The organism is Iocasia fonsfrigidae (assembly GCF_017751145.1).
Classification (GTDB): Bacteria; Bacillota; Halanaerobiia; order Halanaerobiales; family DTU029; genus Iocasia; species Iocasia fonsfrigidae.
In genome coordinates, this window is sequence record NZ_CP046640.1 from 754,624 (window position 1) to 770,407 (window position 15,784).

General features: G+C 34.9%; 14 protein-coding genes. All 14 read left to right on the forward strand.

Annotated features, from left to right (window positions below):
- Positions 1-38: 38 nt before the first annotated feature.
- The 14 genes from GM661_RS03730 to GM661_RS03795 all read left to right on the forward strand — a co-directional run bounded on the left by GM661_RS03730 (position 39) and on the right by GM661_RS03795 (position 15,784).
- Positions 39-1,004, forward strand: coding sequence for an isocitrate lyase/PEP mutase family protein (locus GM661_RS03730; RefSeq protein ID WP_230868799.1), 966 nt, complete (start codon positions 39-41; stop codon positions 1,002-1,004).
- A 161-nt stretch (positions 1,005-1,165) separates the two neighbouring features.
- Entirely contained in the window at positions 1,166-1,525 is a 360-nt protein-coding gene (locus GM661_RS03735; protein WP_230868800.1) for a cupin domain-containing protein, read from the forward strand.
- Between the two features lie 34 nt (positions 1,526-1,559).
- Complete coding sequence (locus GM661_RS03740; protein WP_230868801.1) at positions 1,560-2,468, forward strand: ketopantoate reductase family protein; 909 nt, start codon at positions 1,560-1,562, stop codon at positions 2,466-2,468.
- A 65-nt stretch (positions 2,469-2,533) separates the two neighbouring features.
- Positions 2,534-3,223 carry a cyclase family protein gene (locus tag GM661_RS03745; RefSeq protein ID WP_230868802.1) on the forward strand — a complete coding sequence of 230 codons (690 nt, stop codon included), beginning with the start codon at positions 2,534-2,536 and terminating at the stop codon, positions 3,221-3,223.
- An 878-nt stretch (positions 3,224-4,101) separates the two neighbouring features.
- Positions 4,102-6,078 carry a cohesin domain-containing protein gene (locus GM661_RS03750; protein WP_230868803.1) on the forward strand — a complete coding sequence of 659 codons (1,977 nt, stop codon included), beginning with the start codon at positions 4,102-4,104 and terminating at the stop codon, positions 6,076-6,078.
- Positions 6,079-6,339: 261 nt separating this feature from the next.
- Positions 6,340-8,967, forward strand: coding sequence for a glycoside hydrolase family 9 protein (locus GM661_RS03755; RefSeq protein ID WP_230868804.1), 2,628 nt, complete (start codon positions 6,340-6,342; stop codon positions 8,965-8,967).
- Positions 8,968-9,353: 386 nt separating this feature from the next.
- On the forward strand, positions 9,354-10,364 hold the full coding sequence (locus GM661_RS03760) for a helix-hairpin-helix domain-containing protein (RefSeq protein ID WP_230868805.1): 1,011 nt from the start codon (positions 9,354-9,356) through the stop codon (positions 10,362-10,364).
- Between the two features lie 13 nt (positions 10,365-10,377).
- Positions 10,378-10,950: a hypothetical protein gene (locus tag GM661_RS03765; protein WP_230868806.1), complete on the forward strand. Its 573-nt coding sequence runs from the start codon at positions 10,378-10,380 to the stop codon at positions 10,948-10,950.
- 17 nt (positions 10,951-10,967) lie between these two features.
- Entirely contained in the window at positions 10,968-12,464 is a 1,497-nt protein-coding gene (gene gspE, locus GM661_RS03770) for a type II secretion system ATPase GspE (protein WP_230868807.1), read from the forward strand.
- 264 nt (positions 12,465-12,728) lie between these two features.
- Entirely contained in the window at positions 12,729-13,961 is a 1,233-nt protein-coding gene (locus tag GM661_RS03775) for a type II secretion system F family protein (RefSeq protein WP_230868808.1), read from the forward strand.
- Positions 13,962-13,980: 19 nt separating this feature from the next.
- A complete protein-coding gene (gene gspG / locus GM661_RS03780; RefSeq protein WP_230868809.1) occupies positions 13,981-14,427 on the forward strand; it encodes a type II secretion system major pseudopilin GspG in 447 nt (148 codons plus the stop codon).
- Positions 14,375-14,845: a pilus assembly FimT family protein gene (locus GM661_RS03785; RefSeq protein WP_230868810.1), complete on the forward strand. Its 471-nt coding sequence runs from the start codon at positions 14,375-14,377 to the stop codon at positions 14,843-14,845. The genes gspG and GM661_RS03785 overlap by 53 nt, the downstream gene beginning before the upstream one ends.
- Complete coding sequence (locus GM661_RS03790) at positions 14,842-15,195, forward strand: prepilin-type N-terminal cleavage/methylation domain-containing protein (protein WP_230868811.1); 354 nt, start codon at positions 14,842-14,844, stop codon at positions 15,193-15,195. The genes GM661_RS03785 and GM661_RS03790 overlap by 4 nt, the downstream gene beginning before the upstream one ends.
- Position 15,196: 1 nt before the next feature.
- Entirely contained in the window at positions 15,197-15,784 is a 588-nt protein-coding gene (locus GM661_RS03795; protein WP_230868812.1) for a PulJ/GspJ family protein, read from the forward strand.

Consider the following 15,784-nt stretch of genomic DNA (forward strand, 5'->3'; position numbering starts at 1 on the left):
GCAAAATAAATATTCAATAATAATAAAGGAGAATAATGATGAGCAAATATGAAAAAAAACCAGTACAATCTTTTATGGAATTAGTAGAAAATGAGCAAGTTTTTGCCCCTTGTGTATGGGATTGTCGTACTTCAAGGGCAGCTGAATTAGCAGGTTTTAAAGCATTGATGTTAAGTGGTGGACAGTTAGCAGAGAGTGTAGCAGGACTTCCCGATATTGGACTTATTACTGCAGATGACTTAGTTCAGTCAACTGAAAGAATATGTAATTATTCATCTCTTCCTGTTATTGTTGATGCTGATGATGGATACGGAGACACCCCTCTAACAACGTATCGTTTGATTCAACGACTTATTAAAGCAGGTGCTAAAGGATGCACATTAGATGATACAACCGGCATAAGAGGTTGGAATAGATGGGGATTCGCCATGATGAACGGATATCAAGATGGTGATATTAAACACAATGTTGTTTCAAGCGAAAAATGGTTAGCCAAGATTGCAGCATCATATGAAGCTGCTAAAGGAACGGATTTCCTTGTAATTGCAAGAACTGAGTGTAAATTACAGTATGGTCTAGATGAAGCCATAAGTCGTTGCAAAGCTGCTGAAGAAATGGCAGAAGAAATGGGCGTTAAAGTTATGACACTTATTATTGGTCTTAAGACTATAGAGGAAGCAAAAATAGTAAGTGAAGAAGTTAAAGGCTGGAAAATGTGGCCGGATGTAATGAGCAAAAATGGAAAACCGGATGTAGCTCTCGATGAAGTAAAACCTTATGGCTTTAATTTTGTAACATGCCATTTCTTAGAAAAAGCATCAATGTTTGGTATGTATGATTATGCCAAGCATGTTGTTAAGGATCGCCATACAGTCTATGCAGATGAACATGATATGGGTGGAATGTCAAAAGAAGAGATGCCTAAGTGGATTGATATGGGTCTCAACTATTGGATTGGAATTGAAGAAGAGTTTAATGAAAAAGCTAAAAAATACAATAAATAAAAGTTACTTGGATTAATAGATAAAATGAGTTCTATAAAGAAATACAATTTAAAGTTGTTAAAAGATTTAAGTCTTGATCTAGCATAAGAAAAAAATGCCTCGGTGTTCATAATAAATAAGATTGTGAAGCAGAGGTATTTTTATAGAAGGAGGGAATATATATGATCAAAAAAAGTGATGAAAAAATATATGATAAAAAGAAGAGCCCATTTGATGGTAAAGGCGAGATATTAGTAAGAAGTCTTTTAAATGGACCGGAGGAAATGTATGAGACTGGTAGGGTGTTTGCACATACAACAGTTTATCCAGGATCATCTATTGGATATCATGTTCATAAGAACGAATCTGAAACATATTACATTTTAAGTGGTGTTGGAGACTACAATGATAATGGAACAATGAAAACAGTAACAGCGGGTGATGTTACTTTTACAGGTGCTGGAGAAGGTCACGGTATTGAAGTCGTTGGAAATGAGCCTATTGAAATGATAGCTTTGATTTTATACGATAAGAGACAATGATGAGCAGTGTTTATGAAAGGTCAAGGGTGATAATATGAAGATATTAGTAATCGGAGCAGGAGCTATGGGCTCTATCTATGGTGGACATTTATCACTTCACAATGAAGTTTATATGGTAGATAAAAACATAGAAGTTATTGAGAAAATCAATACAGACGGTCTTACGCTTGTCGAAGATGGCGAAGATGTGATTTATAGACCGATAGCTTTAGAATCCACGGAAGATATTGGTGAAGTAGATCTAGTAATTTTATTTGTGAAATCACTGTACTCAAAAATAGCATTAAAGGAAAATCAACATGTTCTTGGCAAAGACACCTATATACTTACGCTTCAAAATGGAGCAGGTCATGAAGATATCCTTGAAGAATTTGTTTCAAAAAATCGAATTATATTAGGTACAACACAAGATAACGGTGCAGTTATAGAGCCTGGTAAAGTAAGGCGAGGTGGAGTTGGTAAGACTAATTTTGGAATGTTGGTCGATGATTCTGACAAAATGCTTGCTAAATGTAAAACCGTGTTTGATGCCTGTGGTTTTGACTGTAAAATATATGATAATATTCAACAATTAATCTGGAATAAACTATTTACCAATATATCATTAAGTGTAGTAACGGGAATTCTTCAGGTGCCTATTGGGTATGTAGTATCAGATGAATATGCCTGGAATATGACTAAGTCTCTGATTTATGAAGCACTTCAAGTTGCAAAAGAGATGGGTCTTGAATTTGATGAAAATGAGATAATAGAACGTGTACGTGAAATCTCGATTAGTTCTCCAGATGGACTTACTTCTATATATACTGATTTAAAAAAAGGCAGAAAAACAGAAGTGGATACTATTAGCGGTTCGGTTGTAAGAGCAGCTGAAAAAGTTGGAGTATCTGTTCCTGTCCACGAATTTGTTGTGAATTTCGTTCACGCTATGGAGAATAAATAGGATAAAGATTTAGATGAATAAATCTAATCATTAAATTTGCGATATTAAAGAAAGGAAAGTAAAAAATGAGTGTATATGAAATGGGAAAATTAAGGATAGTAGATCTTACAAAAGAATTAGATCCGGCTACAGAATCAAGAAGATGTCATATGTATCGTTTTAACACAGGAGGTCCAATTCCTGATTATCATACAATTATGGATATAACAAGTCACTTAGGAACACATTGTGAGTGTCCATATCATCATGATGACACATGGCCAAGTGTTGCTGAACTTCCACTTACAACTTTTCTTGGAAGAGCAATTTATGTTGATTTTAAGGAAACTGTAAAGCCATACACACACATTACAAAAGCAGATTTAGACAGAGAAACTGAAGGTATGATAAAAGAAGGTGATATTGTCATCATTGATTCTTCATATAAGCTTACACCATTTACATCTGCTACTAATACTGAAGAAGATCAAAGACTTTTAATCAATGGAGAGTCAGCTGAGTGGTTTTGTGATCATAAGGTTAAATGTGTAGGATTTGGAGATGGTGTTTCTATTGAAAGTTGTAATGAGGATGTGAAACCTTTCCATGATATCTTAATGGCAGAAAACATTGTATTTCTGGAAGTGCTTAAAAATTTGGATAAGTTAAAAGAAAAGGTATTCTTTATGAGTTATTCACCACTTCCTATCAAGGAGTTAGATTCCTGTCCTGTTCGAGCATATGCTATTGAGGGACTTGCAGAATTTTCAAAATAAGATGAGATGAGAAAAGATGGTTCGGATTTAGAAAAAGTTTATAGTATTGATTACTAAAAAGTCTTGAAGTTATAATGCATACTACATGAGGAGAAAGACAGTGAATAGAGGTAAATAAAATAGTGCAAATTACTAATTTAGAAGAAGAAAGAATTAAACTATTAGAAAAAGAAATTAAACATTAAAATGGGTTAGATTTGTATAGAGCAGGGTAAACCTGCTTTTTTCTTTTATACCCTATGTTTGCTAAATGATTTAAGCTCTTACGCCTACTCTAATATTAGAACAGGTATATTCATCAGTAAATTTTGTTCAGCTGGTTGGTCTGGCAGAGGCAAAAGGAGACCCATAGAAAATAAAAATGCTATTAAAAGCTGCTGATATCAATGCCAGTGAGGATTTAGCGGTAGATGATTATAAAATTAAGAAATATATTATCATTCAATCCCCTAATAGGGGGTTGTTTTTACTAATAATCTATTTTAATGACATAAATAGGTATTTTATATTATTTACATATATTGTATATTGCTGTATAATGTTATTAAAACGTTCTATAAATAGGCAAAAAAATAAAAGCTATAGTAGTATAAAATAATGTAAATGCTACATTCAAAACAAAAATTTGACATCATTGTATAATTTATAATTATTGACATTAGATTTATGGCATAATTTTTAGTAAAGATTATATTGCAAGAAAATAAGTTATTATTTATACGACATATTTTTATCAATCGGAGGAACCAGTAATTACAAAATTTAATATAATAAAAATTCTCAAAATAATGAATATTAAAAAAGAATAAGGAGGTGTTACAACAAAAAAATCTTTCACAAATTTTAAAAATCAAATTATATAAGGGAGGAATATTCTAATGAAGAATTATTCAAATTGTTTTGTAGTTTTTACAATCTTGGTAATGTTTTTATTATTGGCTAGTCAAGGTATATTAGCGGCAGGATTAACAATAAATGTTGGAAGTGTAATAGCTGAAGCTGGTGATGCTGTTATAATACCGGTTAGTTTTGAAGATATACCTACTGTTGGTATTAACAACTGTGATTTTAGGATTGGCTTTGATAATACGGTATTAGAAGCGGTAAGTGTAAGTGTTGGAGGTATAGTACCCAGGCCAACACTTGATTTCTATAGTTATATTAACAATGATGGGGAGTATGTTAGCTTTTTATTTGCAGATGAAGAACAACAAGGTAATAATCTAATCTATGATGATGGTGTATTTGCCAATATTGAGTTTAAAGTATTAACAGATGCACCTTCTGGTTTAACAGAAATAACAGTAAGTAATGTTGGCGCTTTTGCAGACTATGACTTGAATACTATGGAAGTTGAAACCATAGCAGGGGGTATTACTGTAGAAGGGGGAGTAGTCATTGAGGTGCCTGAAGCACCGATATTAAACTCAGCAGTAGCTGACGATGGTAATGTAACACTGGACTGGAGCAGTGTAAGTGATGCTAACGGTTATGAAGTTAAATATGGTACAAGTAGTGGTAGTTATTCACAGCAGATAGATGTGGAAAATACTACTAGTTATACAGTATCGGGTTTAACAAATGGAACAACTTATTACTTTGTGGTGACGGCTTATAATAGTGCAGGAAGTAGTGATAATTCCAACCAATTAAGTGCTACACCTGAGAGTGACGAGCCAACTGACATAGGACAGATTGAATTGGAGTTAAGTCAGAATACAACAACTACAACAAATACTATTAACCCTACTTATACCTTAAGCAATATTGGTACTTCTTCAATAAGTCTATCAGATGTTAAGATTAGATATTATTACACAATTGATGGGGGACAGACACAGAATTTCTGGTGTGACAATGGGGCAATAGTCTCACCTTCATATAGTAATATTACTAGTTCTGTAGAGGGAACTTTCACAGAAATGTCTAGCAGCACCTCAGATGTTGACTATTATCTAGAAATAGGATTTTCAGGTAATACACTGGCAGCAGGTGCTACTGCAGAAATACAGACTAGATTTGTTAAGGATGATTGGTCCAATTATGATCAAAGCAATGACTTTTCTTTTAATAATGCAGAAAATGTAACAGTATACATCAATGGTCAATTGGTCTGGGGTAATGTTCCAGAGGGAGGAACCATTGAGGTGCCTGCAGCACCAGAGTTAAATAGTGTAGAAGCTGGTGTAGGTAGTGTTAATTTAGATTGGAATAGTGTTACTGACGCTGATGGTTATATAATTAAATATGGTACTGTTAGTGCAAATTATACTCAGGAAATAGATGTAGCTTCATCTACCGCTTATACAGTGTCAAATTTACTCAATACTACTTATTATTTTGTAGTAGTGGCCTATAATGAAGCTGGAAACAGTGATAATTCTAATGAATTGAGTGCAACACCTCAGGATGATAATGAATCAACTGAATTTACTATTGATATTGAAATAGCAACTGCAAGTCCAGGAGATACAGTAACTATACCTATTAAGTTAATAAATGTTCCTTCAGCAGGAATCAATAACTGCGACTTCAGGGTTGGCTTTGATAGTAATGTACTGGAAGTAGTAGATGTAAGTACAGGGGATATAATACCTAGACCAGCACTTGATTTCTATAGTTATATTAACACTGAAGAAGAATACGTCAGCTTCTTATTTGCAGATGAAGAACAGCAGGGTAATAATCTAATCTATGATGATGGTGTATTTACCAATATTGAGTTTAGAGTTCTAGCAGGAGCACCCGCTGGTTTAACAAAAATAACAGTAAGCAGTGTTGGTGCCTTTGCTGATTATGATTTGAATGTTTTTGAAGTTGAGACAGAAACAGGAGGTATTACTGTAAGTAATTAGAAAGTAAATATATGGTTTGACCATATCATCCAATTAACCAAAAATGTTTAGCTGAGTATTATCTAGAGACGTTTCTATTCCAAATAGTTGGTATGGAGAGATGCCAAATGGTGATGTAAATGATGATGAAAGTCTAGATTCCTTAGATTATATTTTAAAACTTCCGGGGGGTTTTTATCTTCCCTGAAGGTTAAAATCAATGAATCTAGTTCTTTTGTATTATTGACGCAAGTCGCCAAAAAACATAAGGAGGTTAAGCAAATGATAAGAAGGTTAACATATTTAGTTGTTTTTTTTACATTCTTTTTATTTGTATTGGTGATTACTGAGGCAATAGTCTCAGCTGAAGTAATATTGAAAGAGTATGAACCAGGACAATTATTAAAAGAAACAAATTTTAATGAAGGTTCAGGTCTTCCCTGGCATATTGTTGAAACAGCTCCGGCAGAAGCTTCTTTTGAACTAACAGATGGAAGATATTATGTAACAATTGAAAAAGTTAATCCCAGTGGGGGAGAAAGATGGGATCTACAGTTTCGTCATAGAGAACTTTTTGTGGAAAGCGGCCATACCTATACATTGTCCTTTACTATAAGTGCCAGTAATGACTGTCAAATATATACTAAAATAGGTGATCAGAATGAACCATATTTTGAAGATTGGAATATGAACCAAAATTGGGAATTTATACATCTTACAGCTGGCCAGCCAGTTACAATTACACAGACATTTACTGCTAATCGTACTGCTGAAGTACTGGAATGGGCCTTTCATCTTGCTGATGCCCCTGTTGGAACAGTATTTTGGTTTGATGATCTAAGTTTAACTGATCCTCAGTTTGCCGGTCATTCACCTGAAACAAGACCAAATTACAGAGATATTCGTGTAAATCAGTTAGGTTATTTCCCTAACCGGGAGAAACTGGCAACATTGCATACAGAAGCTACCTCACCTGTAGAATGGAGATTAGAGGATAGTTTTGGTTATATTGTTGATAGTGGCATGACAGAAGTATTTGGTTTTGATAATGATTCTGGCGAGCATGTTCATATCATTGATTTCTCAGATTTTAATCAGGTAGGTAGAGACTATAAATTATATGCAGATAGTGAACCTGTTTATGATGGTGGTGACTCATTAGTAGAAAGTTATCCCTTTGATATAGCTGATGATATGTATAATGATATGCTATATGACTCACTAAAATATTTCTATCATTCAAGAAGTGGGATACCTATTGAGGAAGAGTATGTACAAAGACCTGACCTGGCTCGTGAAGCCGGTCATCCAGTTGACATTATGGAAACAAGTACTACGGAACAGGGAGACTGGGCTTATAATGAAAGCTTTACTGTAGATGTAACAGGTGGCTGGTATGATGCTGGAGATCATGGCAAATATGTAGTAAATGGTGGTATTACTTTATGGACACTGCAGAATATGTATGAGCGTATGCTATATACCGATGATGATATATCTGCTCTTGGTGATAATACTATGAATATTCCTGAAAGTGGAAATGGAATACCTGATATATTAGATGAAGCAAGATATCATATGGAAGTTATGCTAAAGATGCAGGTTCCAGAAGGTTATGATAGGGCAGGTATGGTTTTCCATAAAGGTCATGACCATAAATGGACGGGTCTTGCTACATCCCCGGCAATGGCAACGCAGTTAGTAGCAGATGGTGAAATTAATCGTATTTTAAAACCGCCTACAACAGCAGCTACTTTAAATTTTGCTGCAACTGGGGCACAGGCGTATCGTTTATGGTTAGATTATGACCAAGGTTTTGCTAATGGCTGTTTGGCAGCTGCTGAAAGGGCATGGGTAGCAGCTGTAGCAAATCCAGCTATATATGCTCCATACGATGAGTCGGTTGGTGGTGGACCATATGGGGATGATTATGTATTAGATGATTTCTATTGGGCAGCCAGTGAATTATATGTAGCAACAGGGAAAGCTGTTTATAGGGATTATCTACAGAGTTCTCCACATTATTTAGAAGTACCAAATTATCTGGAAGCTGGAGAAGAAACACATACTGTAGGTCAGTTTAACTGGGGTAATACAGCGGCTCTCGGTACTTTGACACTGGCACTTGTCCCTAATGATTTAGCCTCTGCTGATATTGAAACCGCAAGAGATAATATTGCTACAGCAGCTGATTTTACATTAAATATACAGGCTAATCAAGGTTATGGTATTACTATTGAACCATCTCCAGTCATGGATACTGGTTTAGTAGGTTATCCATGGGGATCTAATTCATTTGTTACTAATTCAAGCATTGTTCTGGCATATGCCTTTGATTATACAAATGAAGAAAAATATCTAAATGGTGTTACTGAAGCTATGGATTATATGATGGGACGTAACCCTAATGAAAGGGTTTATATAACAGGATATGGTGATTATCCTATTCAATATCCACATCATCGTTTCTTTTCCCACCAGGTTGATCCTTCATTTCCGATAGCGCCTCCAGGGATTACTAATGGTGGACCAAACTCTGGATTACAGGATCCCTGGGTTAAAGGATCTGGCTGGCAACCAGGTGAAAGGGCACCTCAGAAGAGTTTTATGGATCACATTGAATCATGGTCGACAAATGAATGTACTATAAACTGGAATGCTCCAATGGCCTGGGTGACATCTTTTCTGGCTCAAAAGGGGAATAACAATGGTGATGTTGTGGATATAATTCCTGGTGATGTAAATGATGATGGAAGTGTAAATTCATTAGATTATATATTAGTTTGCAGGTATATATTAGGTATTTTGGCTGAGTTTCCTACAACAGATGGATTTGATGCTGCGGATTTAAATAATGATGGCTCTGTTAATACAATAGATTATGTACTGTTAAGAGAGTTAATCCAGTAATATAGAAATAATTTAGGTGAATATATCTCCAGGAATTAGACATCATGGTTTATCCTGGAGATATATTTTAATTTAAATGAATTAAACAATTGACTATATAATGATGAGACGTTATTTACTGGGAATTATTGATGAATTGGATTATGAGCAGGGAGAAAAAGCAGCAGATATGAATGAAGATGGTGATACTATATACTTCATAGAAAAGGTTTGCTAGGTGTCTGATAGCGAAGGATGGATAGGAATAAGGACACTAATTTGCAGGATAAAAGTACTATATCTAGCAGAAAAAGAAAATTTTTTATATAAAATTAATAATATTGCAGGAAAAGATAATATAATAAAGAAATATATAGTAGATTAATCTAACTAAAGGAAGAAAAACTATGTCTATTATTAAAAATGAAGAGGGTTATACCTTAATAATTGTTATCTGGGCTGTGGTTATTTTATCTTTTATTTTTATTAATCTGGTAGATGAAATCTCTTTAGATAGACATCTGGCAGAATATGAAATAGGAGAAAAGAAAATAAGACAGGTAGAAATTTCTGCCCTGAACATGGCTATAAATAAATTAAGGCAGGATGAAACAACGACTTATGATGGTCCTGACGATGAGTGGGTAGAAGGGATATTAACGGAGATAAATGATATCAATTGTCAGGTCATGATAACAGATTATGGTAGTAAGATAAATATTAATTTTATAGATATTGATTTATTAACAGAACTGCCCTGGTGGAATGAAGAAATTTCAGAAGTCTTAGATGAAGGATTAATTTCAGACCCGGTTTTATTAAAAGATGTTCTGGGTGATAATTATAAATCATTTATAAGTAGTTTTACTACACTGGGGAAATTTAATATTAATAATGATAGTTTAGCTGGGTTGACCAAATTTCTTTCATTTTATGGGCTAAGTGAAGATGTGATTAATACAATAGAGAATAATTTAAAAAAGTTTAGAAAAGAGAAGAAATCATTTCAGAATATAGAGGATCTACCGATTAAGATTAAAGGTATTGATTATACTACCATTGAAAAAATAGCTAATCAATTTATTCTGGAAGGTCGAATTAATATAAACCTGGTTAGTGAAGAGGTTCTAGATACTTTAAAAACAGTTCTGGGGTTAAATGAAAAAACTAGCGAAGAGTTAATTACCTATCGTAATTCAGAAACAATTGATGATTTAGGGGTTTTAAAAGATCTTATTTCCGAAGAAGACTATAAAAAGATAAAGCCATATTTAACAACTAGCAGTAGTTTTTTTGTGATTAATATTAAACTAACAGATATGGCAGATAATATTTTAAGAGAGACTGAAGTAGTTATAGAGAGAGAGTATCCAGAAGAAGACGAATCTCAGGTAGAGATAATAAAATATCTGAAGTAGGAAAGGTGATAATATGACAGAACTGGTATTAAAAACAGTGAGATATATTTTAATATTTATATTGATTATAAGCTGTTTTTTTCTGCTGAAAACCAGGCAGAGTACTGGACAGGCTGTTAGCAATATGGATAATTATCTAGATAGGCCGATAAATCCCTTTCAGGGGGAGATTAAAGATGACTTTTTCTTTCAAAAAATAGCCTTTTCTAATGATATTCTGACTAATATTGCCTCCAGGGAGTTTTTTGTCCTGAAAAAAAAGGAAGAAGCTGCTGAACAAGAAGAACCCGAACAAATAGTTAAAAAAAACCATATACCAGAACCGCTACCTGACCTGGTACATCAAGTTGAAAAACAAGCTGCCGCTAAAGTAGCTGAAAAATTAATAGAGAATCCCTTTATCTTATTGGGTATTTCTGTAGAAAAAGAAGGAGGGCTGGCGATTTTACTTAATACAAAAAACAAGCAAACAGAAATAATAAGTAAGGGAGATATTTTAGAAAAATTTAAAATTATGTCAATAAGCAAAGATTGTGTTGTTATAGAGAAAGAAGGGCAGAGTTTCTGCTTGGAGTTTGAAAAATAATTAAAAGAGGAATTGTTATGATTGATAAAAGAAAAATTGATACTGACTTAATAAAGGACTATCCTAGAGAAATTCTTAAGGAATTCCATCTCCTGCCGGCTGACAGGGAAAATGACAGGGTTATTTTATATTGTGATAAAAAACCACCTTTACCAGTAGTAGATAACCTGGAAGTCTATGGAGGGCGAAGAATTAAAACTATAGAAATACCTGCTGAAGAGTTATCTTGGTTATTAAATGAATATCTTGATGCCCCTCTGGATACAGTCGAAGAGATGCTTAATGATTTAAATGATGATAGTTTAAAGGATTTTAGCAGTATAGAGCTGGATTTAAAAACTGAAAACCTGGAAGAACTGGCTCAGGAAGCACCAGTAATTCGACTGGTTAATGCTATACTAACTGCTGGATTGAAGAACAATGCCAGTGATATTCATATTGAGCCCTTTGAAGATAATCTTAAACTCCGCTTCAGGATAGATGGTGTTTTATACGAAAACCCGGCCCCTCCCCGGGAACTCTTTCCGGCCATTATAACCAGGATAAAAATCATGGCCAGATTAAATATTGCTGAACGGCGTTTACCCCAGGAAGGGAGAATAAGGATTAAAGTACTGGGCCGGGAAGTGGATATCAGGGTATCATGTATTCCAACACTCTATGGAGAGAGTGTGGTTTTACGTATCCTGGACAGGGCAGCTTACCTGCTGGAACTGGTAAATCTTGGTTTTGAGGAAGATATGCTGGTAAATTATAAAAAGTTGGTAAATTTACCACATGGGATATTACTGGTAACCGGACCTACTGGAAGTGGAAAGACAACAACACTCTATGCCACTCTCAATGAACTAAATCTACCTGGGAGGAAAATTATAACTGTTGAAGACCCGGTAGAATACCAATTAGATGGGGTAAATCAAATTCAGGTAAAACCGGAAATAGACTTTACCTTTGCCCGGGGTTTAAGGTCTATCCTGCGCCAGGACCCTGATATAATCATGATTGGAGAGATAAGGGATTTAGTGACAGCCAAAATTGCTATTCAGGCTGCCTTAACCGGACACCTGGTACTGGCTACTTTACATACTAATGATGCAGTAAGTGCTATAACCCGACTGATCAATATGGGGGTAGAGGAGTATCTTCTGGCCGCAACAATAAAAGGAGTGCTGGCTCAACGCCTGGTCAGGGTTTTATGTCCGCAGTGTTCAATAAAATATAAGGAGAAAAAATATGAAAAATACCTGCCAGAGGAATATCAAACAAAAGACTTTTACATACCAGTTGGTTGTGATAGCTGTAATAATATTGGTTATAAAGGTAGAAGCGGTATTTATGAACTGCTGACTATCACAACTGAACTGGAAGAGATGATTGCCAGGAAAGTTACTACCAGTAGTTTGAGAAGTAAAGCCAGCAAGAATGGTTTTAGAGAATTGATGGCAGATGGAATATTAAAAGCAGAAAAGGGGATAACCTCTCTTGATGAGATTATCAGGGTGACAAAAAATTAATTTGAAGTTGGAAAGAACTAACTATATAAGTAGCACTTAAATATTGCACTTTTCCGTTCCAGCCAATTATATTAATTCCGCTTGTCGTTCGTTACGGCGTCGTGCCTCCACTCACTGTCACATATTTTTCACTCCGGCGTCCTGCCTACGTGAAAAATATAGAGTTGCTCCATTAATATAATTGGCTTACACAAAGCATTAGTGTGAATAGATTAAATGGAATTTATATAACTAACTAACTAACAAAATAAGCCCGTTTGGGTGTTGAGTTCAGGTGATGACATGGTTGAGTATACCTATCAGGCATATAACAAAACTGGAAAACAGGTTTCAGGGAGTATCGAGGCAGTTACGGAAAATGAGGCTGCCAGAAAACTTTCAAGTGAAGGATTATATCCGTTTAAATTGGAAATGAAAAGCAAGTTAGGAAATGATGCCAGGGGTTTACGCTATACCACATCTAATAATAGAAGTGAAATGCAGATATTTTTCACCAGACAGCTGGCTAATTTATTATTAGCAGGGGTCCAGTTAGCTGATGCTTTAAACATTTTGGTAAAAATGATGAGTAATAATAGTTATCAAGGGATAGTAGAAAACATATATAAATCCCTTAAGAGCGGTAAGAGTTTTGCTGATTCACTCACTACATCTGCAGGAAAATTTTCTGCTAATTATATAAATATGATCCAGGCCGGGGAAGAGAGTGGCGCCCTGGGTTTAACCTGTCAAAAGCTTGCCGCTGATCTGGAAGAGAGAAAAAAGCTTAAATCATTTATCTTAACTAGTTTAATATATCCAGTTATTTTACTGATAGTCTCTATTCTGGCTGTTACAGTTATGCTGGTTTTTGTACTACCCAGATTTATTGAGATATACCAATCATATAATATGACTTTACCCTGGATTACTCAAATTGTATTAAGTTTTAGCTTTTTTTTAAAAACTAACTGGATAAATATTGCTATACTTTTTATAGCTGCTATAACTAGCAGCTGGTTTTATTTTAGTACTACAGCGGGGAAAAACAATATTGATAGGTTTGTTTTATATACCCCCTTTCTAGGTAATCTTGTCAAAAAAGTAAAGACAAGTGATTTTGCAGCAAGTTTGAGCCTGATGCTGGGGAGTGGTGTTCCACTTTTAAAATCATTAAGTATTATTGCTGAAACTGCTGGTAATGTAGTCTATAGAGATGGTATCAGAAAAACAGCAGAGGGGGTTAAGAAGGGAAAAAAATTATCAGAAGCCCTGAGCAGTTCCGGTGTTTTTCCTCAAATTCTAAACTATATGATAATGATCGGTGAAGAAACCGGTCAACTTCCCAGGATGCTGGAACAGGTGGCTGAACAATATAAGGAGGAGTACCAGAATAACATCAATAGATTATTAAATTTATTTGAACCATTGGCGATTTTGGTGATGGGGACATTAATCGGTGGTATTATAATAGCAATGTTACTACCGATTCTGGGTATTAATACAATATCATTTTAGAAAGGGAGAATGATAGAAAATGTTAAGAACTTTAAAAAAAGAAGATGGTTTTACATTGATAGAAATATTGATAGTAGTAGTAATTATAGGTTTTCTGGCAGCTACTGTCGGCCCGAACTTATTTAACAGGGTATCTGAGGCCAGACAAACAGCAGCTCAGAATCAAATGGATATTTTTAAACTGGCCTTAGATAATTATCGACTGGATAATGGTCAGTATCCAACAACCCAGCAGGGGCTGGCAGCTTTAATAAAAGAACCGGGTATTCCACCTCTGGCAAAGAACTGGAATGGTCCTTATCTAGATAAAAAGGAGATCCCCCTTGATCCCTGGGGAAATGAATATCAGTATCTTATCCCTGGTAACCATAATGACCATAAATATGACCTCTGGTCCAGGGGGAAAGATGGTAGTGATGGTGATGAAGACGGAAGTGGTGAAGGGGCAGATGTTACTAACTGGTAGAGAGAGAGGTACTACCTTGATAGAGGTATTGATTCTGATGATGCTAATTGCTGTTGTCAGTGCAGTAATTATCCCTTCTTTTGGTGGACTCAAAGATAGCATAATGGTTAATACATATCAACGTAAAATAGACAGGTATTTTAATATAATTAGAAGAAGTGCCGTTAATAGTGGACAGGAAGAGACTATTAATCTTGGTAGAAATAATATAAGCTGTAATTTAAGTAATGGTGAAAGCCTTAAACTGGATTTTGCAGATGAAAATATCTTGACCCTGGAATATGAAGAAAAACAGATTATATTTTATCCTGATGGGACAAGTTCCGGTGGGGAGATATTATTGGTTTTTAATAAGAAAGAAAGATATTACTTTCAGATTAATTCTATTACAGGAGAAACAGGGTGGTATGAACCATGAGTAATGAAAAAGGCTTTACCCTGATTGAGGTTCTCATAGCCATGGTTATACTAGGGATCAGTTTTACTATCCTGATAGAAGGATATAGAACTATTATGGCCAGTGCAGAGAGGAATAGAGATTATCTACTGGCTGCCAAATGGTCTGAAGATAAATTAATAAGTATTGTCAATGGTGACGACTCGGACCGCCGTGGTTATTTTGAAGAAAACGGTAAAGAGTATAGCTGGTGGGTAGAAGAAAAATGCCTTGATGATAATCTTATTAGATTTGATTTAATAATGAGCTGGCCGGGTCTAAGGGCAGAAATAAAATATAGCTGTAGTAGATATCTAGTAAGGAGCCAGTAAGATGAAGGAAGAAGGTTTTACTTTACTGGAGATTTTAATAGCTATAACGATTACAGGAATTGTATTTGGAGCTGTTTTTGCCTTTTTACACCAGGGACTAATGATCTGGGAGGATTTTGGAGAAGATGAGGATTACAGTCAGTATATCCGGGTTCTGGATAGTAATTTAAAAAATGACCTTAAATATATTTTTTGCTCTGAATATAGTACAAAAAATTTGTTAAAGGGTGATTATTATAGTGGTCTGGAGTTTTACATATTAAAGGATGACATCTTACAGAAGATTAGATATGAAGCGGATTACCGGCAGAATAGTATTGTAAAAACTGCTACAACAATTGATGAGTTAACTGAAGACACAGAAGAAAAAACAATATCCTTTGTAGTTGGTAAAGAAATAACTGACATATTATTCTATTATTATAATCCGGAGAATAATTATTGGGAAAGCAGTTGGTCATATAGTGATGAGACGAAAGGCTATCTACCGGCTGCTGTAAAGATTGAAATCAAACACCGAAAAGGTGATAATATCGAGAAGCTGGTGGAGATATTAGGGGAGATTTATGTAGGTAGAATATATAAATAA

What these genes read in the sequence shown, in the direction of transcription:
- GM661_RS03730 (WP_230868799.1), top strand. Translation starts at nt 39, where the DNA reads ATGAGCAAATATGAAAAAAAACCAGTACAATCTTTTATGGAATTAGTA.
- GM661_RS03735 (WP_230868800.1), top strand. Translation starts at nt 1,166, where the DNA reads ATGATCAAAAAAAGTGATGAAAAAATATATGATAAAAAGAAGAGCCCA.
- GM661_RS03740 (WP_230868801.1), top strand. Translation starts at nt 1,560, where the DNA reads ATGAAGATATTAGTAATCGGAGCAGGAGCTATGGGCTCTATCTATGGT.
- GM661_RS03745 (WP_230868802.1), top strand. Translation starts at nt 2,534, where the DNA reads ATGAGTGTATATGAAATGGGAAAATTAAGGATAGTAGATCTTACAAAA.
- GM661_RS03750 (WP_230868803.1), top strand. Translation starts at nt 4,102, where the DNA reads ATGAAGAATTATTCAAATTGTTTTGTAGTTTTTACAATCTTGGTAATG.
- GM661_RS03755 (WP_230868804.1), top strand. Translation starts at nt 6,340, where the DNA reads ATGATAAGAAGGTTAACATATTTAGTTGTTTTTTTTACATTCTTTTTA.
- GM661_RS03760 (WP_230868805.1), top strand. Translation starts at nt 9,354, where the DNA reads ATGTCTATTATTAAAAATGAAGAGGGTTATACCTTAATAATTGTTATC.
- GM661_RS03765 (WP_230868806.1), top strand. Translation starts at nt 10,378, where the DNA reads ATGACAGAACTGGTATTAAAAACAGTGAGATATATTTTAATATTTATA.
- gspE (WP_230868807.1), top strand. Translation starts at nt 10,968, where the DNA reads ATGATTGATAAAAGAAAAATTGATACTGACTTAATAAAGGACTATCCT.
- gspG (WP_230868809.1), top strand. Translation starts at nt 13,981, where the DNA reads ATGTTAAGAACTTTAAAAAAAGAAGATGGTTTTACATTGATAGAAATA.
- GM661_RS03790 (WP_230868811.1), top strand. Translation starts at nt 14,842, where the DNA reads ATGAGTAATGAAAAAGGCTTTACCCTGATTGAGGTTCTCATAGCCATG.
- GM661_RS03795 (WP_230868812.1), top strand. Translation starts at nt 15,197, where the DNA reads ATGAAGGAAGAAGGTTTTACTTTACTGGAGATTTTAATAGCTATAACG.